Annotated in this window: 29 protein-coding genes; 20 read left to right on the top strand and 9 right to left on the bottom strand. The window is 56.1% G+C overall.

Features of this window, described 5'->3' with window-relative positions:
* Positions 1-32: 32 nt before the first annotated feature.
* Positions 33-401, top strand: coding sequence for an RND transporter (locus CWM57_RS01525; protein ID WP_100675499.1), 369 nt, complete (start codon positions 33-35; stop codon positions 399-401).
* Positions 402-410: 9 nt separating this feature from the next.
* Here the strand turns inward: CWM57_RS01525 and CWM57_RS01520 are convergent, their stop codons facing one another.
* Entirely contained in the window at positions 411-596 is a 186-nt protein-coding gene (locus tag CWM57_RS01520) for a hypothetical protein (protein ID WP_061154397.1), read from the bottom strand.
* Positions 597-894: 298 nt separating this feature from the next.
* On the opposite strand from CWM57_RS01520, the gene CWM57_RS01515 reads away from it, so the two are divergent.
* Positions 895-1,215 carry a cupin domain-containing protein gene (locus tag CWM57_RS01515; protein ID WP_061154396.1) on the top strand — a complete coding sequence of 107 codons (321 nt, stop codon included), beginning with the start codon at positions 895-897 and terminating at the stop codon, positions 1,213-1,215.
* A 79-nt stretch (positions 1,216-1,294) separates the two neighbouring features.
* Here the strand turns inward: CWM57_RS01515 and CWM57_RS01510 are convergent, their stop codons facing one another.
* The gene (locus CWM57_RS01510; RefSeq protein WP_074386180.1) at positions 1,295-1,759 is read right to left on the bottom strand and encodes a winged helix-turn-helix transcriptional regulator; all 465 of its coding nucleotides are present in this window, start codon (positions 1,757-1,759) and stop codon (positions 1,295-1,297) included.
* A 194-nt stretch (positions 1,760-1,953) separates the two neighbouring features.
* Between CWM57_RS01510 and CWM57_RS01505 the strand changes: the two genes are divergently transcribed.
* Positions 1,954-3,102 (top strand): MFS transporter, encoded by a 1,149-nt coding sequence (locus tag CWM57_RS01505; RefSeq protein WP_100630743.1) that lies wholly within the window; start codon positions 1,954-1,956, stop codon positions 3,100-3,102.
* A 156-nt stretch (positions 3,103-3,258) separates the two neighbouring features.
* Positions 3,259-4,260 carry an adenosine deaminase gene (gene add / locus CWM57_RS01500; RefSeq protein ID WP_100675498.1) on the top strand — a complete coding sequence of 334 codons (1,002 nt, stop codon included), beginning with the start codon at positions 3,259-3,261 and terminating at the stop codon, positions 4,258-4,260.
* A 35-nt stretch (positions 4,261-4,295) separates the two neighbouring features.
* Here the strand turns inward: add and CWM57_RS01495 are convergent, their stop codons facing one another.
* Entirely contained in the window at positions 4,296-5,336 is a 1,041-nt protein-coding gene (locus CWM57_RS01495; protein ID WP_074385676.1) for an oxidoreductase, read from the bottom strand.
* Between the two features lie 190 nt (positions 5,337-5,526).
* On the opposite strand from CWM57_RS01495, the gene blr reads away from it, so the two are divergent.
* From blr to gstA, 13 genes are all read left to right on the top strand, one after another.
* Entirely contained in the window at positions 5,527-5,664 is a 138-nt protein-coding gene (gene blr, locus CWM57_RS01490) for a division septum protein Blr (protein ID WP_061154391.1), read from the top strand.
* 115 nt (positions 5,665-5,779) lie between these two features.
* Positions 5,780-7,150, top strand: a complete 1,371-nt coding sequence (locus CWM57_RS01485) for a GH1 family beta-glucosidase (RefSeq protein ID WP_100675497.1) — start codon at positions 5,780-5,782, stop codon at positions 7,148-7,150.
* A gap of 218 nt (positions 7,151-7,368) precedes the next feature.
* Positions 7,369-7,584 carry a transcription modulator YdgT gene (ydgT, locus tag CWM57_RS01480; RefSeq protein ID WP_004202843.1) on the top strand — a complete coding sequence of 72 codons (216 nt, stop codon included), beginning with the start codon at positions 7,369-7,371 and terminating at the stop codon, positions 7,582-7,584.
* Between the two features lie 75 nt (positions 7,585-7,659).
* A complete protein-coding gene (locus tag CWM57_RS01475; RefSeq protein ID WP_074385674.1) occupies positions 7,660-8,100 on the top strand; it encodes a DUF2569 domain-containing protein in 441 nt (146 codons plus the stop codon).
* 78 nt (positions 8,101-8,178) lie between these two features.
* On the top strand, positions 8,179-8,760 hold the full coding sequence (rsxA, locus tag CWM57_RS01470; RefSeq protein ID WP_002907658.1) for an electron transport complex subunit RsxA: 582 nt from the start codon (positions 8,179-8,181) through the stop codon (positions 8,758-8,760).
* On the top strand, positions 8,760-9,338 hold the full coding sequence (gene rsxB / locus CWM57_RS01465) for an electron transport complex subunit RsxB (RefSeq protein WP_074385673.1): 579 nt from the start codon (positions 8,760-8,762) through the stop codon (positions 9,336-9,338). Before rsxA ends, rsxB begins: the two co-directional genes overlap by 1 nt.
* A complete protein-coding gene (rsxC, locus tag CWM57_RS01460) occupies positions 9,331-11,490 on the top strand; it encodes an electron transport complex subunit RsxC (RefSeq protein ID WP_100675496.1) in 2,160 nt (719 codons plus the stop codon). The genes rsxB and rsxC overlap by 8 nt, the downstream gene beginning before the upstream one ends.
* Positions 11,491-12,543, top strand: a complete 1,053-nt coding sequence (gene rsxD / locus CWM57_RS01455) for an electron transport complex subunit RsxD (RefSeq protein ID WP_061154386.1) — start codon at positions 11,491-11,493, stop codon at positions 12,541-12,543.
* A gap of 10 nt (positions 12,544-12,553) precedes the next feature.
* On the top strand, positions 12,554-13,174 hold the full coding sequence (rsxG, locus tag CWM57_RS01450; RefSeq protein WP_032691405.1) for an electron transport complex subunit RsxG: 621 nt from the start codon (positions 12,554-12,556) through the stop codon (positions 13,172-13,174).
* A 2-nt stretch (positions 13,175-13,176) separates the two neighbouring features.
* A complete protein-coding gene (locus tag CWM57_RS01445; protein WP_008804642.1) occupies positions 13,177-13,875 on the top strand; it encodes an electron transport complex subunit E in 699 nt (232 codons plus the stop codon).
* 1 nt (position 13,876) lies between these two features.
* The gene (nth, locus tag CWM57_RS01440; protein ID WP_008804641.1) at positions 13,877-14,512 is read left to right on the top strand and encodes an endonuclease III; all 636 of its coding nucleotides are present in this window, start codon (positions 13,877-13,879) and stop codon (positions 14,510-14,512) included.
* Positions 14,513-15,113: 601 nt separating this feature from the next.
* On the top strand, positions 15,114-16,619 hold the full coding sequence (gene dtpA, locus CWM57_RS01435; protein WP_061154385.1) for a dipeptide/tripeptide permease DtpA: 1,506 nt from the start codon (positions 15,114-15,116) through the stop codon (positions 16,617-16,619).
* A gap of 110 nt (positions 16,620-16,729) precedes the next feature.
* On the top strand, positions 16,730-17,335 hold the full coding sequence (gstA, locus tag CWM57_RS01430; protein WP_074385670.1) for a glutathione transferase GstA: 606 nt from the start codon (positions 16,730-16,732) through the stop codon (positions 17,333-17,335).
* A gap of 42 nt (positions 17,336-17,377) precedes the next feature.
* Here the strand turns inward: gstA and pdxY are convergent, their stop codons facing one another.
* The 5 genes from pdxY to anmK form a co-directional block, all read right to left on the bottom strand.
* Positions 17,378-18,238 (bottom strand): pyridoxal kinase PdxY, encoded by an 861-nt coding sequence (gene pdxY, locus CWM57_RS01425; RefSeq protein WP_074385669.1) that lies wholly within the window; start codon positions 18,236-18,238, stop codon positions 17,378-17,380.
* 60 nt (positions 18,239-18,298) lie between these two features.
* The gene (gene tyrS / locus CWM57_RS01420; RefSeq protein WP_012968045.1) at positions 18,299-19,573 is read right to left on the bottom strand and encodes a tyrosine--tRNA ligase; all 1,275 of its coding nucleotides are present in this window, start codon (positions 19,571-19,573) and stop codon (positions 18,299-18,301) included.
* Between the two features lie 124 nt (positions 19,574-19,697).
* The gene (pdxH, locus tag CWM57_RS01415) at positions 19,698-20,354 is read right to left on the bottom strand and encodes a pyridoxamine 5'-phosphate oxidase (protein WP_032731006.1); all 657 of its coding nucleotides are present in this window, start codon (positions 20,352-20,354) and stop codon (positions 19,698-19,700) included.
* Between the two features lie 57 nt (positions 20,355-20,411).
* Positions 20,412-20,735, bottom strand: a complete 324-nt coding sequence (mliC, locus tag CWM57_RS01410) for a C-type lysozyme inhibitor (protein WP_061154382.1) — start codon at positions 20,733-20,735, stop codon at positions 20,412-20,414.
* 92 nt (positions 20,736-20,827) lie between these two features.
* Positions 20,828-21,952, bottom strand: a complete 1,125-nt coding sequence (gene anmK, locus CWM57_RS01405; RefSeq protein ID WP_061154381.1) for an anhydro-N-acetylmuramic acid kinase — start codon at positions 21,950-21,952, stop codon at positions 20,828-20,830.
* Between the two features lie 268 nt (positions 21,953-22,220).
* Here anmK and slyB point away from each other — a divergent pair, with 268 nt between their 5' ends.
* Positions 22,221-22,688: an outer membrane lipoprotein SlyB gene (slyB, locus tag CWM57_RS01400; protein ID WP_008804633.1), complete on the top strand. Its 468-nt coding sequence runs from the start codon at positions 22,221-22,223 to the stop codon at positions 22,686-22,688.
* A gap of 218 nt (positions 22,689-22,906) precedes the next feature.
* Positions 22,907-24,268 (top strand): GGDEF domain-containing protein, encoded by a 1,362-nt coding sequence (locus CWM57_RS01395; protein ID WP_100675495.1) that lies wholly within the window; start codon positions 22,907-22,909, stop codon positions 24,266-24,268.
* Positions 24,269-24,304: 36 nt separating this feature from the next.
* On the opposite strand, the gene slyA is transcribed toward CWM57_RS01395, so the two are convergent.
* Positions 24,305-24,745 carry a transcriptional regulator SlyA gene (gene slyA, locus CWM57_RS01390; protein WP_008804631.1) on the bottom strand — a complete coding sequence of 147 codons (441 nt, stop codon included), beginning with the start codon at positions 24,743-24,745 and terminating at the stop codon, positions 24,305-24,307.
* 172 nt (positions 24,746-24,917) lie between these two features.
* On the opposite strand from slyA, the gene CWM57_RS01385 reads away from it, so the two are divergent.
* Positions 24,918-25,154, top strand: coding sequence for a DUF1656 domain-containing protein (locus tag CWM57_RS01385; protein WP_004143834.1), 237 nt, complete (start codon positions 24,918-24,920; stop codon positions 25,152-25,154).
* Positions 25,155-25,157 lie beyond the last annotated feature (3 nt).

Here is a 25,157-nt window from a genome sequence, read left to right as displayed (position 1 = left end):
TCTGTCGAGCCACGTTGCGCATGGAGATGAGAATGAAGAAAATCGGCTTACCGCTATTGTTGCTGGCGTCGCTGGCTGTCCCGGCTTTCGCTGCGGACTGCCAGCCTAACGGCATTGGCGGATCATTTTGCATAAACGATGATGGCACCACCACCGACACGGTACCGAATGAAGTGAATGGTATGGATACTTACTCGGACAATGGCGGGTATACCAGTTCCCTGCCCGATCAGTCGGGGGCAGATGAAGCACTGGCGGGCTCGACGATGTCGACGCAGGAGGATACCGTCGCCAGCAGCGGTCAGGGCGATAGCGCACTGGCCGGCCGCGACTGGCATGCACCGTCCAATCTCAATGATGGCGCCGCCACTTCCAGCATGAGCCTGCTGGATAAACCCTGAGAACGGACGCTAAGCGAAGCTCCAGCCTGCGGCGCCGATGGCGACGGCGAACAGCAGGCAGGCCAGCGCCGTTTTGCGTAACAGCATGGTATAGAAAGAAATCGCGACGCCAATAAAGACCACAATCAGAATCGGCCACATGCTTAATAGCAGCAGCAGAAAACCCTCAATATTGTTATGGATTACGCTCTCCACATCCGCATCCTTGCCTCATCGTCGATAAAGTAAGCAGAATTTAATATGTAACATGAATACATTCAAATAAAATATAAATGTAAATGATTATTCTGCTGGCGGTGAGTCGCCTGTCGCAATGTGCAGAGGGTTGTCATCAGAAACCTCCAGGAAAAAGATACGACAATATCCTGGAGGGCAAGGGGTTGAGGAGAAAGGGTTAGCCGCTTCTTCGACTTGTTTTTCCATATTTGTTATAGGACGGCAGAGCATTTCTATGACATAAGGGCCTAAAACGAACATCAAAGGGAATGACGTTATGTCGCTTTATGACCTTAGCGCCGAAGCACAGGTGTTACCGGAAGCCTGGCACTCACAAGTATTAGGCCGCATTGGCACAGCGAATCTCAAAGTTTTACGAATGGATGAACGCTCATTAAGCGAAGAAGTGCATGAGTATGACGAGGGATTACTGGTCATTGACGGACGTCTGGAGCTGAATGTGAAAGGAGAAAAAATCTCTGTCACGCCTGGCCAGCTTTATGTCGCCAAAGCAGGTATTCCTCATATTGTGGAAACAGGCAGCTTTGGCACACTGGTTATCATAGATTTACCTGAAACGAAGGTTGCCGAACGCTAGTATGTCCGCTTTTCGCTGTACGGCCGGGGCGCGATGTCATCGAACCGATTCCCACCGCACCGCGCCCCTCTTCAGGCCTTCATTCACCGCTGATATCCGACACAACGCGCCGGCGATGGCAGTCGCCAGGTTGCAGTTTCTCCCCCTGAGCGGAACGCACATCCAGATACTGAAGCGGCTGACCGTGTTCGTTATCCAGCAGGACAGAATAGGTTTCCCCGTAATCAAACATATAACGCTCTCCCCATTGCCGCATCGCCACAACAATGGGAAACACAGATCGCCCCTTTTCAGTCAGGACGTATTCCTTGTAGGCGCTGCCATCCGATGCCGGTAAAATCGCGAAAATACCGATATCAACCAGGTGCTTCAGCCGCGAGGCAAGGATATTTTTGGCCAGCCCTAGATTCTTTTGAAACTCGCTGAATCGCCGCACATCATCAAATGCCTCGCGAATAATCATCAGGCACCAGCGCTCACCAATTGATTCCAGCGTCCTTGCCACCGGACATTCACTGGTTCTGAGTGATTCCTGTTTCGCCATCTGCATGCTCTCCGTCAATCAGTCTACTGATGCCAGCTTAATCTTCACACGTAGCAGTTGCAAAAGAAAACCACTATGGCTAATTTTATAGGCACACTAGTTTTAAAAAGCAACCAGAGTGCAGGCCTCTTATGAAATGCAAGGCAAGTTTGTGTACCGAGCACGAGATCCCGACCGCCTCCGCCCCTGCCACGATGCTGACCGCGGGGATAACGGCGCTGTTTTCACTGACCTGCGCGCTGGCGGTAGCCAACGTTTATTCAGCTCAGCCGTTACTCGACTCGATGGCGGTCAGCCTGAAGGTGTCGCCCGGCATGATGGGCAGCGTCATCACCGCGACACAGGTGGGCTATGCCATCGGCTTGCTGTTCCTGGTTCCGCTCGGGGACGGTTTGAACCGTAAACACGTGATGATGACTCAGCTGTTGCTGTCGGTGGCGGCGTTAGTCGTGGCAGGGTTATCCCCTAATATCGCGATCCTGCTGGGTGCCATGCTGATCGTCGGCCTGATGGCGGTGGTGGTGCAGCTGATGGTGGCATGGGTGGCGATACTGGCGACGCCGCAGAAACGGGGCCAGGCGGTGGGTACCCTGACCAGCGGAATTGTTTCAGGCATTCTGTTGTCTCGTTTTATATCAGGCGCGATCGCTGATATCGCCGGCTGGCGAGCCGTTTATCTCACGGCTGCCTGTCTGATGTTGTTGATTGCCGGCGTCATCTGGAAAGTCATGCCTTCGCCCACGCCGCAGTCGCAAAAGCCCACTTACCTTTCCTTACTGAAGTCAGTTTTTCAGCTGTATACCACTGAACCGCAATTGAGAAAGCGCGGGATCCTGGCGCTACTGATCTTCGCCGCTTTCAGTATGCTGTGGACAACCATGGTCATGCCGCTCACCGCCCTTTCCCTGTCGCACACCCAGACAGGGATGTTTGGCCTGGCCGGCATCGCTGGCGTGCTGGCCGCCTCAAGGGCGGGCAAGTGGGCTGACCAGGGATGGGCGCAGCGCTCGACCGGCCTGGCGCTGGCGCTGCTGGCGCTCTCATGGCTGCCTATCGCCTTTGCCGAAACCTCTCTGCTATGGCTAATAGTGGGTGTTATCGCACTGGACTTTGCGGTGCAGGCCGTGCATGTCACCAACCAGAGCCTGATTATTGCCGCCAGGCCTGCAGCGGCAAGCCGCCTTGTTGGGGCTTATATGTGTTTTTATTCGCTGGGCAGTGCGGCAGGCGCTATCGTCGCCACGCAACTTTATTCCCATTGGGGATGGCAGGCGGTCTGCCTTGCCGGCGCCGCGGTCAGCGCGTGCGCTTTTCTGGTCTGGTCAGGATCGCGTCAATCATGAACGTCGTTCGCTGTTTTAAATGGCGCAGCGAAAAGAGCGGAAAAATGACCTGAGTGCCCCCAGCTGTTTGTATCGAATGGATTTTTTCAATGCTTTTAAACAGTTATGTACATGTTGTATAATGACGTGCACTTTAACTAAAAAAAGAGTGCGACCATGATTGATTATTCATTGCCATTAACCGACATTCACCGCCACCTTGACGGTAACATCCGGGCCCAAACCATCCTCGATCTTGGCCGCGAGTTTAATATCGCCCTTCCCGCTTCCACCCTCGACACGCTGCGTCCCCACGTCCAGGTCACCAGCCTCGAGCCCGATCTGGTCAGTTTTCTCGCCAAGCTCGACTGGGGGGTTAAAGTCCTTGCTTCACTGGAAGCCTGCCGTCGCGTGGCATACGAGAACGTCGAAGACGCCGCGCGCAATGGTCTGCACTACGTTGAGCTGCGCTTCTCTCCCCGCTATATGGCGATGACCCACCAGCTTCCCGTCGACGGCGTGGTAGAGGCAGTGATCGCGGGCGTGCGTGAAGGCAGCCGCGATTTTCAGGTCGACGCCCGCCTGATCGGCATTCTGAGCCGCACCTTCGGTGAAGCGGCCTGTCAGGAAGAGCTGGCGGCGCTGCTCGCCCACCGCGAGGGCATCACCGCGCTGGATCTGGCCGGTGATGAGCTGGGCTTCCCGGGCGCGCTGTTCCTCAACCATTTTAATCAGGCCCGCGACGCTGGCTGGCATATTACCGTCCACGCTGGCGAAGCGGCCGGACCGGAAAGTATCTGGCAGGCCATCCGCGAGCTGGGCGCGGAGCGTATCGGTCATGGGGTCAAAGCGGTAGAGGATCCGGCCCTGATGGACTACCTGGCCGAACATCAGATCGGCATTGAATCGTGCCTGACCTCGAATGTGCAAACCAGCACCGTGGCTTCGCTGGCCCAACATCCGCTGAAGCAGTTCCTTGAGCACGGCGTGCTGGCGAGCCTCAACACTGACGATCCGGCGGTGCAGGGCGTCGATATTATTCACGAGTACACCGTGGCGGCGCCGGCGGCGGGCCTGAGCCGGGAGCAGATCCGTCAGGCGCAGATCAACGGTCTGACCCAGGCGTTTCTGAGCGAACAGGAAAAAGCCGCTCTTATTCAGCGGGTGGCGAAAGGTTGATCATCGGCCCGGCGGCCGCGCTGCCGGGCTTCCCCTCACACCAGGCTGAGCGTGGCGCGATGTCTGGCCGACTCGATACCCAGCTCAATCAACGTCATGATCTGAATCGCCTCGCTGGCCGGGACCGGGTTTTCTCCCTCCCCGTTAAGCGCATCGCGAATGGCGGCATAATAGGCGGGATAATTGCCCGGCAGCGTCAGCCATGTCTCCTCGCTTCGTTCGTCGCCCTCGGCGCGGGTCAGAGTACCGTCGCGCATATCATACCCCCAGTCCTCCTGCGGCAGTCGTTCACCGTTTTTTAGCCGTTCCTCCTGGGGATCAAGGCCATACTTAATATAGCTGGCCCGCGAGCCGTGGACGATAAAGCGCGCGCTCTCCGCCGCAGCGAGCAATGTGCCATGCAGCACCACCCGCCTCTGGGGATAGGCCAGCACGGCGTGAAAATAGTCGGTGGATTGCGCGCCGGGGCGAAGTTGAGCGAGATCGACCGTGATACTCACCGGCAGGCCAAAGAGCACCACCGCCTGATCGAGCAGATGCGGCCCCAGATCATACCAAATCCCACTTCCGGGGCCTCCCTGTTCCCGCCAGCGCTGGCGCACCTGGGGGCGGAAGCGATCGAAATGCGACTCGAAGTAACACACTTCCCCCAGTTGACCTTCGTTAATCAGTGCCCTGACGGTTAAGAAATCACTGTCCCAGCGGCGGTTATGAAACACCGACAGCACCCGGCCACAATGCTTCGCCAGCCCCTCCAGCTCGCGTGCTTGTGACAGTGTCACGGTAAAAGGTTTATCCACTACCACATGCTTGCCCGCTTCCAGCGCCGCTTTCGCCAGCGGAAAGTGGGTATCGTTCGGGGTGGCGATGACCACCAGATCAATATCAGGATCGTTGAGCAAGTCCTTTGCCGCACTCACCACCCTGACCCCTGGCCAGTCGGCATGGACTTTGCCGGCCTCGCTGCTGGAGACCATCGTCAACGCCATGCCCGGCGTGCCGCCGATCAGCGGCGCGTGAAACGTTTTGCTGGCGTAACCGTAACCTAATAGCCCTACCCGGATCGCGTCACTCATGTTACCGCCTCACTTATTCAGCTGATGTCAATATCATGTTGATGAGAATAATCTTACAAATAGTGAGCAAATTTTATCATTTAACACCCTGATTTTTTCCCGCACATGTGCAAAATCAGACAGATACCCCTTGTGATCTGCTGACCATGGAGTAACATTTTACGCTGTGTTCAAAGGATATTGATGTGTTATGACGACTGTTTTTACCCGTATTGTAGAACTTATTGGCTGGATTGTTTTTGGTATTTCCGCACTGCTTTTGGTTATCGCGCACCATATTGATAACTATCAGGCCCCACCGCCAGCGGATGTGGTGCAGACAAAGTAGCGCCGCCGTAAAACAGTGACCCGCCTCGCAACTGTGCAACCGGTTTCAGAAACCGGTTGCACAGTTATCATCGCTTTTATTACACTCCCTTTATCATCAGACAGGGAGCTTATTCATGGCCGCTTTTCCGCACAATTTTTTATGGGGTGCCGCTACCGCAGCGTATCAGGTTGAAGGTGGGCACGACGCAGACGGCAAAGGACCGTCAATCTGGGATATCTACTCTCACCTGCCGGGTACCACCTTTGAAGGCACCACCGGCGATGTCGCGGTCGACCACTATCACCGTTTTCGCGAAGACATCGCGTTAATGGCCGAAATGGGCCTGCAAAGTTATCGATTCTCTATCTCCTGGCCACGACTGCTACCCAACGGGCGCGGTGAAGTGAATGAAGCGGGAGTACAGTTTTACAGCGATCTGATCGACGAACTGCTGGCGCACAATATTGAGCCGATGATCACCCTCTATCACTGGGACCTGCCGCAGGCCCTGCAGGATGAGGGCGGCTGGGAAGCACGGAGTACCGCCGAGGCCTTCGCCGAGTACGCCCGCCTGTGCTATGCGCGCTTTGGTTCACGGGTGAAGCTGTGGGCGACCTTTAACGAAACCATCGTGTTCATTGGCCACGGCTATATCAACGGTCTGCATCCCCCGGCGGTCCGCGATCCAGCGCGTGCCATTCAGGCCTGCCACCACGTGTTTATCGCCCATGCGCTGGCGGTGAAGGCGTTCCGCGAGAGTGGCGTGGCGGGCCAGATTGGCTTCGTCAATGTGCTACAGCCCCATACTCCGCTCACCGACAGTGAGGCAGACAAAAAGGCCACCGAACTGGCTGACGCCATCCATACTCACTGGCTTTACGACCCGGTACTGAAAGGCACCTATCCTGCTGCTCTGCTGGCGCAGACCCAGGCTCTGTGGGGGGTACCGCGCTTTTCCCCGGACGATGACGCACTGCTGCGCGAGAACCGCTGTGACTTTATTGGGCTGAATTACTATCGCCGGGAAACGGTGTCCGCCCAGCCGCCCGACATCCCCACCGGTGGCGAACCTGGCGTGGAGGGGTTGTTCTATTTCGTGCGTAATCCGCAGAGCACCTATACCGAATGGGGATGGGAAATCTGGCCGCAGGGGCTGACGGACGGCATTATGATGATCAAGGAACGCTATGGCGATATCCCGATCTATATCACCGAAAATGGCCTGGGGGCGAAAGACCCGATTATTGCCGGTGAAGTGGTCGACGATCCGCGAATCGACTACCTGAGCAGCCATATTGGCGCCGTGGAAAAGGCGCTGGCGCTGGGGGCGGATGTGCGCGGCTATTATCCCTGGTCGTTTATCGATCTGCTGAGCTGGCTTAACGGGTATCAAAAGCAGTACGGCTTTGTCTATGTCGATCACCAGCAAAATCTGGCTCGCAAACGAAAGAAGAGTTTTTATTGGTACAAATCTGTTATTGCCAGTCACGGCGAACAGCGTTAATCTTCTCTTGCGGGCGCCATTCGGCGCCCGGTCTGGTTTTAGAATATTCTTAAACTTCTCCCTGCTCTTCAAGGTCGGCTCTCGCCCCTTGTCATGGGTTTATATAACCTGAATCATTCCACCCGGCCCCATTCAGAAGGCGCCGTTGGTTGAGAGTAGGTTTAGTGAATGCTGATAATATTCAACATAATTATTCCGATTATAAAATGGATACGAAAATGACCGTTCTGGACTATTTATTAAAATTCCGCAAAATCAGTTCGCTCGAAAGTCTTGAAAAACTATTTGATCACCTTAACTACTCCCTGACCGACACCGAAGAGATCGTGAATATGTATCGTGCGGCCGACCACCGCCGGGCAGAGCTGGTCTCCGGCGGTAAATTGTTCGATGTGGGCCAGGTGCCTAAATCCGTTTGGCGATTCGTGCAGTAAGGCTGTCATCCTTCACGCCAGTTGCTTATACTTCCCGGCCTGATTTTCATTACTGGCGTTGAATAGGGGAGTAACATGACGTCTCAATCTGCAGAACGCATCGGCGGATGGCTGCTGGCACCGCTGGCCTGGTTGCTGGTGGCGCTGCTGAGCGCCTCCTTATCGCTGCTGTTTTTTGCCAATGCCCTCATGTCGACGCAGACGTATGCCCTGCTGCGCGCTATGAGCACCGGACATATGGTACTGTGGCTCGCTTCACTGCTGTTTGCTGTCGCCATGTGGTATTACACGCTTTGGCTGACTATCGCGTTCTTCAAGCGGCGCTCGCTGGTCCCTAAGCACTATATTATCTGGTTGCTCATCACTCTGCTGCTGGCGATAAAGGCTTTTGCCTTCTCTCCCGTCTCGGATGTTCTTGCTTTGCGTCAGCTGCTGTTTCCATTGTTGGCTGCCGCGCTCCTGGCGCCCTATTTTCGCCGTTCACAGCGGGTAAAACGGACCTTTGTTCATCCGTAATAACCCCACATTTAACCTGTTGTCGCCGGTATCGTTTTATTCGATAATAAGCGGCTTTTTTTCGTTTCAGGTCGCATGATGGCTGATTATTTACTGCTCTTTATTGGTACTGTCCTTGTCAATAACTTCGTTCTGGTGAAGTTTCTTGGCCTGTGCCCGTTTATGGGGGTTTCCAAAAAGCTGGAAACCGCAATGGGGATGGGGCTTGCCACCACCTTCGTGATGACGCTGGCCTCTATTTGTGCCTGGCTGATTGATACCTGGATCCTTATCCCGTTAAATCTGGTTTATTTACGCACGCTGGCCTTTATTCTGGTCATCGCCGTGGTGGTCCAGTTCACTGAAATGGTGGTGCGTAAAACCAGCCCGGCGCTCTATCGCCTGTTGGGGATCTTTCTGCCGCTGATCACCACCAACTGTGCGGTTCTCGGGGTGGCGCTGCTGAATATCAATCTGGGACACAATTTCCTGCAGTCCGCGCTGTACGGCTTTGCCGCCGCCGTCGGTTTCTCGCTGGTGATGGTGCTGTTCGCGGCGATCCGCGAGCGCCTGGTAGTTGCCGATGTGCCCGCGCCGTTTCGTGGTAATGCCATCGCATTGATTACCGCCGGTTTAATGTCTCTGGCCTTTATGGGCTTTAGTGGTTTGGTGAAGTTGTAATGAGCGCAGTCTGGATAGCCGTCATCGCCATCAGCCTGTTAGGGTTGATTTTCGGCTTAATACTGGGGTATGCCTCCCGCCGTTTCGCGGTGCAGGACGACCCGGTGGTGGAAAAAATTGATGAACTGTTACCGCAGAGCCAGTGCGGGCAGTGCGGCTACCCCGGCTGCCGCCCCTATGCGGAAGCTGTCGGTGCCCAGGGTGAAAAAATTAACCGCTGCGCGCCGGGTGGCGAAGCCGTGATGTTAAAAATCGCTGCCTTACTGAACGTCGACCCGCAGCCGGTCGATGGCGATGAACAGGAGGCGGAGCCAGTTCGCATGCTCGCGGTAATCGACGAGCCGAACTGCATTGGCTGCACCAAATGCATCCAGGCGTGTCCGGTAGATGCAATTGTCGGGGCAACCCGCGCCATGCATACCGTGATGAACGACCTGTGCACCGGTTGTAATCTGTGCGTAGCCCCCTGCCCGACCCAGTGCATTTCGCTCGTTCCGGTGGCGACCACCCCGGAAACCTGGAAATGGGATCTCCATACGATCCCGGTGCGCAATATTCCTGTGGAACAACATGTTTAAGTTATTTTCCGCTTTCCGAAAAGATAAAGTCTGGGATTTTAACGGCGGTATTCATCCGCCCGAAATGAAAACCCAGTCTAACGGTACCCCACTGCGCCAGGTTTCCCTGCCGCAGCGCCTTATCATTCCGCTGAAGCAGCATATTGGCGCCGAAGGCGAACTGTGCGTCAAGGTGGGCGATCGGGTGCTGCGCGGCCAGCCGCTGACCCGCGGATGGGGAAGAATGCTGCCCGTTCACGCCCCGACCTCCGGTACCGTTGCCGCCATCGCCCCGCACACCACCGCTCATCCGTCGGCGCTGGCGGAGATGAGCGTGATCATTGACGCCGACGGCGAAGACCGCTGGATTGAGCGCGATGGCTGGAATGATTATCAGGTCCGCACGCGCGAAGCGCTTATCGAACGCATTCATCAGTTTGGCGTCGCGGGCCTCGGCGGGGCCGGTTTCCCCACCGGCAGCAAACTGCGCGGCGGCGGCGATAAAATTAAGACGCTGATTATTAACGCCGCCGAATGCGAACCCTATATCACGGCGGACGACCGCCTGATGCAGGACTGCGCGGCGCAGATTGTCGACGGGATCCGCATCCTCGCGCATATTCTGCAGCCTGACGAAGTGCTGATCGGCATTGAAGACAATAAACCTCAGGCCATTTCGATGCTGCGGGCGGTGCTCTGCGACGCCCATGGCATCTCGCTGCGCATGATCCCCACTAAATACCCCTCCGGCGGGGCCAAGCAGCTTACCCAAATTCTCACCGGCAAGCAGGTGCCCCATGGCGGTCGTTCGTCGGATATTGGCGTGCTGATGCAGAACGTGGGGACGGCCTATGCGATAAAACGCGCGGTGATTGACGGCGAGCCGTTAACGGAGCGCGTGGTCACCCTGACCGGCGAGGCGGTTTCGCGGCCAGGCAACGTCTGGGCGCGCCTTGGTACCCCGGTACGCCATCTGCTAAACGACGCCGGCTTCTGTGCCAGCGCCGAGCCGATGGTGATCATGGGCGGCCCGCTGATGGGCTTTACCCTGCCGGGGCTGGACGTCCCGGTGGTGAAGATCACCAACTGTCTGCTGGCGCCTTCCGCCAGCGAGATGGGCGAGCCGCAGGAAGAAAAAGGCTGCATTCGCTGCAGCGCCTGCGCTGACGCTTGTCCGGCCGATCTGCTGCCGCAGCAGCTGTACTGGTTCAGCAAAGGCCAGCAGCACGACAAAGCTACCGCGCACAATCTGGCGGACTGCATCGAATGCGGCGCCTGCGCGTGGGTTTGCCCAAGCAATATTCCGCTGGTGCAGTACTTCCGTCAGGAGAAAGCGGAGATCAGCGCGATTCGCCAGGAAGAGCAGCGCGCCGCAGAAGCTAAAGCGCGATTCGAAGCCCGACAGGCGCGCCTGGAGCGTGAAAAAGCCGCCCGCGCCGAACGGCATAAAAAAGCTGCCGTTCAGCCTGCCGCCAAAGATCAGGATGCGATTAACGCCGCCCTGGCTCGGGTACGCGACAAACAGCGTGATGCGGCGCAACCGATCGTGATTCAGTCTGGCGCCAAACCGGATAACAGCGAGGCAATTGCCGCACGCGAAGCGCGGAAGGCCGAAGCCCGGGCACGCAAAGCACAGCAGCAGGCTACGCCGGTGGACACGCCGGCAACCGACGCTGTCGATCCGCGTAAGGCCGCGGTGGAAGCCGCCATCGCCCGCGCCAAAGCGCGCAAAGCCGAACAGCAGGCCACGCCGGTGGAAACCCCGGCAACGGACGCTGTCGACCCACGCAAGGCCGCGGTGGAAGCCGCTATCGCCCGCGCCAAGGCGCGTAAAGCCGAACAGCAGGCTACACCGGTAGACACGCCGGCAACGGACGCCGTCGATCCGCGCAAGGCCGCGGTGGAAGCCGCTATCGCCCGCGCCAAAGCGCGCAAAGCCGAACAGCAGGCCGCGCCGGTGGAAACCCCGGCAACGGACGCCGTCGACCCACGCAAGGCCGCGGTGGATGCCGCCATCGCCCGCGCCAAAGCGCGTAAAGCCGAACAGCAGGCCGCGCAACCGGATATCGCGTCAGCCGCAGCCAATGACGACCCACGCAAAGCGGCCGTCGCCGCGGCGATCGCTCGCGTTCAGGCGCGTAAAGCAACACAGCAGGCAGTTAACGAGGAATAAATGGTTTTCAGAATCGCAAGCTCCCCCTATACCCATAACCAGCGGCAGACCTCGCGCATTATGCTGCTGGTGCTGCTCGCCGCCGTGCCTGGCATTGTGGTCCAGACCTGGTTTTTCGGCTGGGGTACCGTACTGCAGATTGTCCTCGCCGCATTGACGGCCTGGGCAACGGAAGCCGCTATTCTCAAACTGCGTAAACAGCATATTGTGGCGACCCTGAAGGACAATTCCGCCCTGCTCACTGGCCTGCTTCTGGCGGTGAGTATTCCGCCGCTGGCCCCCTGGTGGATGGTGGTGCTCGGCACTGCCTTTGCCGTGGTGATCGCCAAGCAGCTGTACGGTGGATTAGGCCATAACCCGTTCAATCCGGCGATGATCGGCTACGTCGTGCTGCTGATTTCGTTCCCGGTACAGATGACCTCCTGGTTGCCTTCATATGAAATTGCCGCCCAGATTCCGGCGTTCAGCGATGTGCTGCAGATGATCTTCACCGGGCATACCGCCGCCGGGGGCGACATGGCCAGCCTGCGACTGGGTATCGATGGCATCAGCCAGGCCACCCCGCTGGATACCTTTAAAACCTCTCTGCATGCCGGGCATAGCGTCCAGCAGGTGCTGCAATTGCCGGTTTACGGTGGCGTACTGGCGGGCCTTGGCTGGCAGTGGGTGAATATCGCCTGGCTGGCGGGCGGTCTGTTCCTGCTGTGGCAGAAAGCGATCCGCTGGCATATTCCGGTCAGCTTTCTCGTCAGCCTTGGCCTGTGTGCCACCCTCGGCTGGTTATTCTCGCCGCAGAGCCTGGCGTCGCCGCAGATGCATTTGTTCTCTGGCGCCACCATGCTCGGCGCTTTCTTTATTCTGACCGACCCGGTGACGGCTTCAACAACCAACCGCGGCCGTCTGATCTTTGGCGCCCTCGCCGGCCTGCTGGTGTGGCTTATTCGCAGCTTCGGCGGTTACCCGGATGGCGTGGCATTTGCCGTTCTGCTGGCGAATATTACCGTGCCGCTGATCGATTACTACACGCGTCCGCGCGTGTATGGCCACCGTTGAGAGAGCGATGATGTTAAAAACGATGCGAAAACACGGCGTCACGCTGGCGCTGTTTGCCGCCGGTTCCACCGGGCTGACGGCGGCGATCAATGAACTGACGAAAAGCACTATTGATCAGCAGGCGGCCCTGCAGCAGAAAGCGTTATTTGATCAGGTCTTACCTGCTGACCGCTATAATAACGATCTGCTCAAGAGCTGCTATCTGGTCAGCGCCCCGGCGCTGGGTAAAGGCCAGCATAAAGTATGGATCGCCAAGAATAACGACCAGCCGATCGGCGCGGTCATGGAAGCCACCGCGCCGGATGGCTACTCCGGGGCAATACAGTTGCTGGTTGCTGCCGATTTTAGCGGCACCGTCCTCGGCACCCGCGTGACCGAGCACCATGAAACGCCGGGTCTGGGCGATAAAATTGAGCTTCGTCTGTCGGACTGGATCACCCATTTTGCCGGGAAAGTCATCCACGGCCAGGGCGACAGCCACTGGGCGGTCAAAAAAGATGGCGGCGATTTTGACCAGTTCACCGGCGCCACCATCACCCCCCGGGCGGTGGTCAATGCCGTTAAGCGCGCAGGCCTGTATGCACAAACGCTGCCTGCGCAACTTCCTGAATTCACCGCCTGTGGAGAATAACCATGAGCGAAGTTAAAGACGTCATCGTCCAGGGCCTGTGGAAAAATAACTCCGCCCTGGTACAGCTGCTAGGTATGTGCCCTCTGCTGGCGGTTACCTCGACCGCCACCAACGCCCTTGGGTTGGGCCTGGCGACCACCCTGGTGCTGACCTTAACCAACCTGACCATCTCCAGCCTGCGCCGCTGGACGCCGGCGGAGATCCGTATTCCCATTTACGTGATGATCATCGCCTCGGTGGTGAGCGTCGTACAGATGCTGATCAACGCCTATGCCTTCGGCCTGTACCAGTCGCTGGGGATTTTCATCCCGCTTATCGTGACCAACTGCATCGTGGTGGGCCGCGCCGAAGCCTTTGCCGCCAAAAAAGGGCCGGCGCTGTCGGCGCTGGATGGCTTTTCTATCGGCATGGGCGCCACCTGCGCGATGTTTGTGCTGGGCTCCCTGCGCGAGATCCTTGGCAACGGCACGCTATTTGACGGCGCCGATAGTCTGCTTGGCAGCTGGGCGAAGGTGCTGCGCATCGAGGTTTTCCATACGGATACCCCCTTCCTGCTGGCTATGCTGCCGCCAGGCGCCTTTATTGGCCTCGGCATGATGCTGGCGGTAAAATACCTCATCGATGAACGTAGCAAGCAGCGGAAGGCGCAAGCGGCCCGGGCCGTTTCTGTCGCCCCGTCTGACGTGACAGGGAAAGCGTAATATGAACAAAGCCAAACGCCTGGCGATCCTCACCAGGCTGCGGGAAAACGATCCCCACCCCACTACCGAACTGCATTTCAGTTCGCCGTTCGAGCTGCTGATTGCCGTTCTGCTTTCGGCGCAGGCCACCGACGTCAGCGTCAACAAAGCGACAGCCAAACTCTATCCGGTGGCCAATACGCCCGCAGCGATGCTGGCGCTGGGGGTGGATGGGGTGAAATCGTATATCAAGACTATCGGCCTGTTTAACAGCAAAGCGGAAAATGTCATCAAAACCTGCCGCATTCTGCTGGAGCAGCACAACGGCGAGGTACCGGAAGACAGAGCAGCGCTGGAAGCACTGCCCGGCGTGGGCCGTAAAACCGCCAATGTGGTGCTGAATACCGCCTTTGGCTGGCCAACCATCGCCGTGGACACGCACATCTTCCGCGTTTGTAATCGGACGCAGTTCGCCCCGGGCAAGAATGTTGAACAGGTGGAAGAGAAGCTTCTGAAGGTGGTCCCCGCCGAGTTTAAGGTCGACTGTCATCACTGGTTGATCCTGCATGGACGTTATACCTGCATTGCCCGCAAGCCGCGCTGCGGCTCCTGCCTGATTGAAGACCTCTGCGAATTCAAAGAGAAAGTCTACGCCTGATACCTTCGCCTGAGCCATAACCTCACCTTCAGTTATGGCTCGAATTTATGCATTTAACCCGTCGTTAACACCAGAAAATGTGCTTTATGGTGGGTAATAATCCGGTCATATAACGAACAGTCAGTTCATTCATTTTTTCTCGCCGCAAAATTTCTATACATTTGTGATCAAGATCATGCTCGCAACTTTATGTTGATTGCATGTTGCGAAAATGAAAATAAATGTCAGGCTTTACAACGATTGAGCAAAGATTGCCAGGATAATAGCCCATTAATTTTTAGGATAATGGACCATATCACTGCCAATAAGGTCATTCAGCAGAATATATCGCCTTTTTGGCAAAATCCGGCTGATTAAAAAGATAAAAATAGCAACGATAACGAAACGGTGAAATTTAACTCTGGATAACATTCATATGTCCGGAGCATTATGCCACGCATATTATGTGTAACAGATTATTACAAAGGCCTTGCCTGATGCGCCAGGATAGTGAACATTACCTGCCGTTTTCCCTCCCAAAATAACTATAAAGGCGGCGGTCCAACGAGATTGCGCCCCGAACACCCCCCAGTAAATATGGGATGTAAAAAAAGAGGTATATGTGTCTACTGCAAACAATAAACCAGCAGAAAGTGTGAGTCTGAACGCTTTCAAACAACCACGCGCGTTCTATCTCATTTTCTCGATCGAGTTATGGGAGCGTTTTGGTTATTACGGCCTGCAAGGGATCATGGCCGTTTACCTGGTAAAACAGCTGGGTATGTCGGAAGCGGATTCCATTACTCTGTTCTCCTCCTTTAGCGCGCTGGTCTATGGCCTGGTTGCCATTGGCGGCTGGCTGGGCGACAAAGTGCTCGGCACCAAACGTGTCATCATGCTGGGCGCTGTCGTGCTGGCCATCGGCTATGCACTGGTGGCCTGGTCCGGCCATGATGCTGCCATCGTCTATATGGGTATGGCGACCATCGCCGTCGGTAACGGCCTGTTTAAAGCCAACCCGTCTTCCCTGCTTTCGACCTGCTATGACAAAAACGACCCACGTCTGGACGGTGCATTTACCATGTACTACATGTCCATCAACATCGGTTCGTTCTTCTCTATGCTGGCAACCCCGTGGCTGGCCGCTCGCTTCGGCTGGAGCGTGGCGTTTGCCCTCAGCGTGGTGGGGATGGTGATCACGATTATTAACTTTGCCTTCTGCCAGAAATGGGTTAAACAGTACGGCTCCAAACCGGACTTTGCCCCGGTACACATGGGTAAACTGCTGGCGACCATCGCTGGCGTGGTGGTGCTGGTCGCCATCGCCACCTGGCTGCTGCACAACCAGGGTATCGCACGTATGGTGCTGGGCGTCGTCGCTCTGGGTATCGTCGTGATTTTCGCCAAAGAAACCATGGGTCTGAAAGGTGCCGCACGTCGTAAAATGATCGTCGCCTTCCTGCTGATGGTAGAAGCAATTGTCTTCTTCGTACTCTACAGCCAGATGCCGACCTCCCTGAACTTCTTCGCTATCCGTAACGTTGAGCACTCGATCCTCGGTATCGCCTTCGAACCGGAACAGTATCAGGCGTTGAACCCGTTCTGGATCATGATTGGTAGCCCTATTCTGGCAGCCATTTATAACAAGATGGGCGACCGCATGCCGATGCCGCATAAATTCGCTTTCGGTATGGTGCTGTGCTCTGGCGCGTTCCTCGTCCTGCCTTTAGGGGCGAAGTTCGCCAGCGACGCAGGCATTGTCTCGGTTAACTGGCTCATCCTGAGCTATGCGCTGCAGTCTATCGGTGAGCTGATGATTTCCGGCCTCGGTCTGGCGATGGTCGCTCAGCTGGTTCCTCAGCGTCTGATGGGCTTCATTATGGGCAGCTGGTTCCTCACCACCGCCGGCGCAGCGATCATCGCCGGGAAAATCGCCAACCTGATGGCGGTGCCGGAAAACGTGACTGACCCGCTGGTGTCGCTGGAAGTCTACGGCCACGTGTTCCTGCAGATTGGTATCGTCACCGCGGTTATCGCCGCCCTGATGCTGCTGACCGCGCCGAAGCTGAATCGTATGACTCAGGACGACAGCGCGGACCTGAAAGCACGCGAAACCGCGGCAGCCTGACGCCGCAGGGAAAACCAATTATTTTTAAGCCGCTAACGTTAGGTTAGCGGCTTTTTTTTTACCCCTGGCGGGACTAACATACAGAAAACTGCAGCCACGAGGAGTTACGCATGAAACTGTTCTACAAACCCGGCGCCTGTTCCCTTGCCTCGCACATCGCCCTGCGCGAAAGCGGCCTGGATTTCACTTTGCAGAGCGTGGACCTGGCCAAAAAACGGCTGGAAAACGGGGATGACTATCTGCTGATCAACCCGAAAGGTCAGGTGCCGGCGTTACTGCTGGATGATGACATCCTGCTGACTGAGGGCGTGGCTATTATGCAGTACATCGCCGATCAGGTGCCGGACCGCCATCTGCTGGCGCCAGTGGGCTCCATCGCCCGCTACCAGACCCTGGAGTGGCTGAACTACGTGGCCACCGAGCTGCATAAAGGCTTTACCCCACTGTTCCGCCCGGATACCCCGGAGGACTATAAGCCTGTCGCGCGGGCGTTGCTCGAGAAGAAACTGCAGTATGTTGATGCGTCGCTGGAAGATAAACAGTGGCTGACTGGCCATCGCTTCACCATCGCCGACGGTTATTTGTTCACCGTGCTGCGCTGGGGCTATGGCATAAAACTGGATATGGCTGCCTATGGTCATATCGGCAGCTGGATGGCGCAGGTGGCAGCGCGTCCAGCGGTGGCTGACGCACTGGCAGCAGAAGGCTTAAAATAAGGCCTGAACCTGCCCGGCGGACCGTCGGGCAGGCCCGGGAAGTTACAGCCGGGTGGCGCTGAAGCAGTGCTCCGGTACGGCAATGCGATCCTGCGCCGCCACCACCTGCAGTTCATACTCTTGCATGTTTTTAGTGGTGAGCATGATCTCGTACACCGCGGCGGTGACGTGCTCAAGCGCATCGCGCAGGCTGGCACCCTGCAGCAGTTTCACCAGCAGCAGTCCACTGGTCACATCACCGACGCCGACCGGCTGACGCAGGCCAAAATCCACCAGCGGCCGGCTGATATGCCAGGCTTCATCTGCCGTCACCAGCAGCATCTCAAAACGATCCATGCTCAGACCGGCGCGGGAGAGATGTTTAACCAATACCACCTCCGGCCCTTGGACAATCAGCTCCCGCGCGGCAGCTACCGCCTCGCTGACGCTGGCGACCGGATGACCGCACAGGATCTCCAGTTCAACCAGATTCGGCGCAATAATATCGCTGGCCGGCAGCGCATAGCGCACGTGGAATTCCGCCACGCCGGGCGCGACGATACACCCTTTCTCCGGATGGCCCATCACCGGGTCACAAAAGTACTTCGCCGCCGGATTGGCCGCTTTCACCTGACGCACGATACCAAGGATATGCTCGCCCTGTTCAGCGGAACCGAGATAGCCGCTCAGTACCGCATCGCAGGTCTGCAGCTTATCGATGTCGGCGATGCCCTGGACGATTTCCGTCAGGTGTGAAGGCGGCATCACGCAACCTGTCCATTTACCGTACTGCGTATGGTTGGAGAACTGAACGGTATTCAGGGGCCAGACATTGGCGCCCAGACGGCGCATCGGAAACTCGGCGGCACTGTTGCCGGCGTGGCCAAACACAACGTGAGACTGAATGGCGAGGATGTTCTTCATTTTCTTACCACAACCCTAAAAAGAAAAAGGGCGTGGTTTCCCACGCCCTGGTTTTATTTTTTATTTCCAGCAGACCAGGCAGTAATTCTTTTTACCGCGACGCAGTAAGGTGTAGCGGCCGAACAGACGGTCGCTGTCGCTGAATACATATTCCGGGTCGGCCTGTTTTTCACCGTTGATGGTCACCGCGTTCGAGGCAACGGTTTTACGCGCCTGACCGCGGGACGGCTGCAGCTCGGAATCCACCAGCGCCTGCAGGAGATCGGCGCCTTTTTCCATTTCGATCATCGGCACGCCATCCTGCGCCAGCTGTTCGAAATCTGCTTCGCTCAGGTCGCTCAGATTACCGTTAAACAGGCTTTCGGTAATGCGCTTCGCCGCTTCCAGGCCTTCTTCGCCGTGGACCAGGCGCGTCACCTGCTCTGCCAGCACGTACTGGGCGCGCGGCGCTTTACCGCTGTTTTTGTCTTCTTCTTCCAGGGCATTGATCTCAGCCATGTCCATAAAGGTGAAGAACTTGAGGAAGCGATAGACATCAGCGTCCGCGGTGTTGATCCAGAACTGGTAGAATTTGTACGGACTGGTTTTCTTCGGATCCAGCCACACGGCGCCGCCTTCGGTTTTACCGAATTTGGTGCCGTCTGCCTTGGTGATCAGCGGAACCGTCAGGCCAAACACCTGGTTCTGGTGCAGGCGACGGGTCAAATCGATACCGGAGGTGATGTTGCCCCACTGGTCGGAACCGCCGATCTGCAGCGCCACGCCGTGCAGCTTGTTCAGGCAGGCGAAGTCGTACCCTTGCAGCAGGTTGTAGGAGAACTCGGTAAAGGAGATACCCTGATCGTCACGATTCAGGCGCTGCTTCACTGCTTCTTTGTTAATCATCTGGTTAACAGAGAAGTGTTTGCCGATATCGCGCAGGAAGGTCAGCACGTTCATGCTGCCAAACCAGTCATAGTTGTTCGCCGCAATCGCCGAATTGTCGCCGCAATCAAAATCAAGGAACGGGGCCACCTGTTTGCGGATTTTATCCACCCACTCCTGCACGGTATCCTCGGTATTTAGCTTACGCTCAGCGGCTTTAAAGCTTGGGTCGCCAATCAGACCGGTTGCGCCGCCCACCAGCGCCACAGGTTTATGACCTGCCTGCTGGAAGCGTTTCAGGCATAACAATGGAACAAGATGCCCCAAATGCAAGCTGTCAGCGGTAGGATCGAAGCCGCAATAGAGCGCGATCGGGCCTTGCGCCAGTCGCTCTGCTAACGCTTCCTCGTCCGTCACCTGGGCTACCAGCCCCCGCTCTTGCAATTGTTTAATCAAGTTACTGCTTGCCATCAAATTCTCCATGTATAAACGACTGCACCTCTGCCGGTACACGACTTTTCGCCAGATGCGAAAAGTACATAGAATAAAGCGCCGGCCCTTTCAGCGCCAGCGCTTCGATAACTAATTTCGGCGTTTACGGTGCCAGGCGGTCTATTTTCCAGGCGCCATTATCACGCTGGTATAAAAAGCGGTCATGCAGCCGATGTTCGCCCCCCTGCCAGAACTCCATCTGCTCGACGCTGACGCGGAATCCGCCCCAGAAACTCGGCAGCGGCACTTCACCCTGCTGGAATTTCTGCTTCAGCTCGAGGAATTTGCTCTCCAGAATCCCGCGGGCGGAAATACGACTGGACTGCTGGGAAACCCAGGCGCCGATTTGGCTATCGCGCGGGCGGCTGTGGAAATATTTGACCACTTCCAGCGTCGACAGGCGCTCCGCTTTGCCGATCACCATCACCTGGCGCTCCAGCATATGCCACGGAAACAGCAGGCTCACCTGGGGATTTTTTTCAATCTGATGGGCTTTGCGGCTGCCAAGATTGGTATAAAACACCAGCCCTTTTTCATCGTAATGCTTCAGCAGCACAATACGCTGGTAAGGTTGGCCGCGCTCATCAACGGTAGCAACCACCATCGCCGTCGGGTCTGCGAGTTTCGCGTCACAGGCCTGACGCAGCCAGCGTTCAAACAGCGGCAGGGGTTCAGCAGGAAGATCGTGGCGACGCAAACCGCCACGGGTGTATTCACGGCGCAAGTGCGCGATTTGCTGGAGTTCGTCGTTATCAGACATGGCCATTGAGGATGTAGTCATAAGGTGGCGTTATTGTGCGCCCCCCCGACAGAAATCTCAACGTTTGGCCGTCTGCAGCTGACAGTTATCGAGGATGATGCGATCGCGTTTATAAACGGTGGCGGTATCGCCCTTCGACCAGAAGACATAGACGCCGTCGGTGTAGCGCGCCCCCGAAGCCGACAGCCCCTCAGTCAGGTTCAACTGCTGATTATCATAGATAAAACTCACCTGCTGGCGGGTGTTGTTGCGATGGACCGTTAACGGTTTCTGGTCGCATTGATACTCCAGCGTGTCCGTCTGCATCCGCTCGACAAACTGGTTGTAGTAGCTACAGCCCGCCAGCATAAAAGGTACAACTGCGATAAGAATTTTTTTCATTCGTTTGCCTTCGACTTTCCCGGTCACGGAGGGCACTCCGCCCTCCGCTTAACTTATTCAGTTTACCGGTCGCGCCGTGTTTAAGATTTCAGTTAACTCCGATTCTGCGGCGGGTTAGCCGGGAAAATGGCGCCCAGCACCGTGGCTTCGCTGGCGCCGGTCACTGAGGGCAGATTACCCGGCAGGCCCGCGAGCGTGCGCCAGGCCAGCCAGGCAAAGGCCAGCGCTTCCATATCATCGCCACTGATCCCCGCCTCATCGGTGGTGGAGACTTCGGTTCCCGGCAGCAGTGCCGCCAGGCGCGCCATTAACAAGGGGTTACGCGCGCCGCCGCCGCACACTAACAAACGCTCGCAGCCGCCGCTTAACAATACCTGCTCACTGATGGTCACCGCGGTTAATTCCGCCAGCGTGGCCTGCACATCCTGCCCACGCAGCCCCGGATAGCGGGCCAGATGCTTCTCCAGCCAACCGTAATTGAAATATTCACGACCGGTGCTTTTCGGCGCCGGTAAAGCAAACCACGGATCGCTTAGCATATCCTGCAGCAGCGGCAGCAGCACTCTGCCTTCGCTGGCCCACTGGGCGTCCTTATCATACGGTTTACCCTGCTGACGCCAGATCCAGGCATCCAGCAACATATTTCCCGGCCCGGTATCATAGCCGCGCACCGGCTGCCCTGGCACCAGCAGCGATACGTTGGCGATCCCGCCGATATTCAACACCATCCGCCGCTCAACGGGGTGCGCCAGCAGCGCGTGATGAAATGCCGGAACCAGCGGCGCCCCCTGCCCGCCAAGCGCCATATCACGCCGGCGAAAATCCCCCACCACCGTGACTCCGGTATGCGCGGCGATCTGGTTGTTGTCGCCAATTTGCAGTGTGTGTGGCGCGTCGCCCTGCGGTTCATGCCATACGGTCTGTCCATGGCAGCCGATAGCGATGACGTCGGTGGGCTTGAGATTTTCCTGGCGCATCAGCGCCAGTACGGCATCGGCAAACAGCCGCCCCAGACGAGTATCCAGACGCCCCAGTTGTGAGAGGGTCAACGACTGGCCCTGACAAATCGCGAGGATCTCTTCTTTTATTGCGTGTGGGATGGGCCAGGTGAGACTGGCCTGCTGCGCCACGATATTTTCGTCGATGGCGGCCAACACGACATCGATACCATCAAGGCTGGTACCGGACATAACGCCAATAAAGCGACCCGATCTCATACGTTTTTCCTTCATTCCATGACCCTCGTATAGGCCTCACTCCACCATAAAGCGCCCGCTAATGCTATGTTGTTATAATACTTTTTAACAATAGAGCGACATTTCAGAGAACACCGTAAAGAACCGGCGTTTAGTTTAGGTTGAAGCATCATTAATTATTATTTTTTGTATAGTCAGGGCGGAAGCTATGCCCGCCGGCGACTAAATGCCATATAATTAACCGTATGGACGTTCAATTGAACACCTTCGGTGAACAGGAGATTCATAAATGATTTTACGTGTTTTGGCTGTATCGATGATTGGTTTTACGCTCGCAGGCTGCGTGAGCAGCAGCGGCCTGTCCGGCGACGTTTATTCCGCATCTGAAGCCAAACAGGTGCAGAGCGTAACTTACGGTACGATTGTGCATACGCGCGCCGTGCAGATCCAGAGCGGCGACGACAGCAATGCCATCGGCGCCATTGGCGGTGCGGTGCTCGGCGGGTTCCTTGGCAATACCATCGGCGGCGGTACCGGACGCTCTCTTGCCACCGCGGCTGGCGCTGTCGCGGGCGGCGTCGCGGGCCAGGGCGTTCAGGGTGCAATGAATAAAACCCAGGGCGTAGAGCTGGAAATCCGTAAGGATGATGGCAACACCATTCTGGTGGTGCAGAAACAGGGCAGCACGCCGTTCTCTGTGGGTCAGCGCGTCGCCATTGCCGGCAGCGGCAGCCAGGTCACCGTCTCTCCTCGATAACCCCCTTACGATGCGGCCCGTTGCGCCGCATCGTATTTTTCAGCCACGGTTATTCCACCGTAATAGATTCGCATTAGCAATCAGATATATTAATTTAAGTACTTCATCAATCATTGCGCCTGCGCAATATCTTATCTTACCGCCCCCACTACTCTCAGACTGTCATAATATTCTGTCGACTGAAGGTTGCGGTTGCTTTTCTCTCTGGGATCTTGCCTATGCTCAAACATGTCAATCATGTTGCTAAACGTCTTATCATTTATATTTTTATTTGCTTGCTGGCCGGATTCGGCATAGCCGGACTGACCGGTTTCTTTCACACCAGTTTCAGCACTACCTCATCAATATTATTTCCTCTGCTGACCAGTTTTCTGATGGTCTTTCATATCACTATTGCCTGCTTTATGGGCATGAAATACTGGAGCAGTAAGCGCCGCCTGTACCTTACACCTGTTGCTTTCGGCTTTGCCTGTTCAGCGCTGCTGATGCTGGGCACCCTCAGCAGCTATCCGGACTGGCTTACCTGCAATCCGACCCCGGTCATTAATCAAAATGACGCCGTTATCTATTATTTCTTCCGCAATATAATGATGGCTGTATTATTCACGTCATCTATTGTTTTATATTACTTCCGCCAGCGCATCATGCACTCGCTGAAAGCACACGTAATTACATTCGCGGCGTGTATCGTTTTTACATTAACAATTATTTTTTTATCGTGGATGTACTCCAGCCACTCGCCGTGGCTGAGCGTCAATTTTATCGACGATCTTAGCCATACCTTCACGCCGCTGTGGCAAAGTATTATCGGCTGGCTGCTGATGGCTATCTGGTTTATCACGCTTATTTTATTAATTAGCCTGAGTAAATTACGCAATATTTTCTGGTTTAGCGGCGCTTTTTTTTGCAGCGCTTATCTCTTCACCCTCTTCCAGCTGATCTCCACCGTCGGAGAACTCGATCAGACCTGGTACGAGGCACGTTTTTTCGAGACACTTTGCACCTTGTTCCTGATTCTGGTGCTGCTGGTCGACGTCTTTATGCTCTACCGTGAGTCTAACCATAAGTATGTCAACTCGTACCAGAACTCGATTCGCGACCCGTTGACCCGGCTTTACAACCGCAGCTTCTTCTACGATACCCTGAACCAGCAGCTGGCGAAGGTAAGCGCCCAGCATCCGCTGTCGGTGATCATCAGCGACCTCGACCATTTCAAACGCATCAATGATAACTACGGTCACGTCGCCGGCGACAAAGTGATCCAGTTTGCCGCCTCGGTGCTGGAGAACCATTCGCGCGCGGATGACGCTGCCGCCCGCATTGGCGGTGAGGAGTTTGCCCTGCTGCTGGTCAACACCGCCGAGAAAGACGCTCTGGCGATCGCCGAGCGTATCCGCCTGGCCGTCAACGTTGAGCAACACCATCTGCCGGAGCGAATGACCATCAGTATGGGGTTGTATACGACGCGCGATGGAAATGTGAGTGCAGAAGCCTGCGTGGAGCGTGCGGATGCGGCCATGTATGAAGCGAAAAACAGCGGGCGTAATCGGGTGGTGGTCTGGCGTCACCCTGGCGACTAAAAAAAACGGCCCGGGGCAACCCGGGCCGCTAAAAAATTAATCTTTTGCCTGGAGATCGAGGATATTTTGTTCAAGTTTACGAATTAAGTGGAGCAACGTTTCCACTTCCTGCTTTGACACCCCCGACAGGATTTCATCGCGGGTCTTGCCTATCACCTCTTCCATCTCATTGATCAGCGGTTCAGCTTTTTCAGTCAGCTTGATGCGCTTGGCCCGCCGGTCGCTTGAACAGGTCTGGCGAGAAATAAGCCCTTTCTCCTCCAGCTGATCGAGCGTGCGCACCAGCGACGGCTGTTCAATACCGATGGCTTTCGCCAGCTGGATCTGCGACTGCTCAGGCGGCAGCTGGTGGATGTTATGCAGCGTGACCCAGTGAGTCTGCGTTAACTCCAGAGGTTTCAGGCGATGGTCGATTAGCGCGCGCCAAACGCGGACTAAACGTGCCAGATCAGAACCAAGTGGCGATTCCAATTTCATCTCCTTATAATTAGCTTGCTAAGTTATTATACTGATTTTAGAATAGTGTGCAGCATTTGAATTATCAAAACAAATGAATTACTTGATTCAACAAAAACCAAAACAATGATTTACACTGTTATAGCGTAGCACGCCCTGAGGTTACCCCTGTAATGGCAAAGGATTTTTGCTTGTGAAACTGAGTCTTAACACATCCGGATTGCCGCTGCAGGACCTGGTGTTCGGCGCGTCCGTCTATTTCCCTCCGCTGTTCAAAGCCGTCTTATTGGGTTTTTTTATCTGGTTGTTTTTACATCGTCAGCTGCGAGACTGGATGTATGCCGGCGACATCTGGCATCCCCTGCTGATGGATCTCTCCCTGTTCGCGCTCTCGGTCTGTCTGGCCCTGGTGTTACTGATTGCCTGGTGATCT

The sequence above is a fragment of the Klebsiella sp. G-Nf4 genome (assembly GCF_002810615.1).
In the GTDB taxonomy this organism is placed as follows: Bacteria; Pseudomonadota; Gammaproteobacteria; order Enterobacterales; family Enterobacteriaceae; genus Klebsiella; species Klebsiella variicola.
This window is presented reverse-complemented; position numbering and strand designations above follow the sequence as displayed.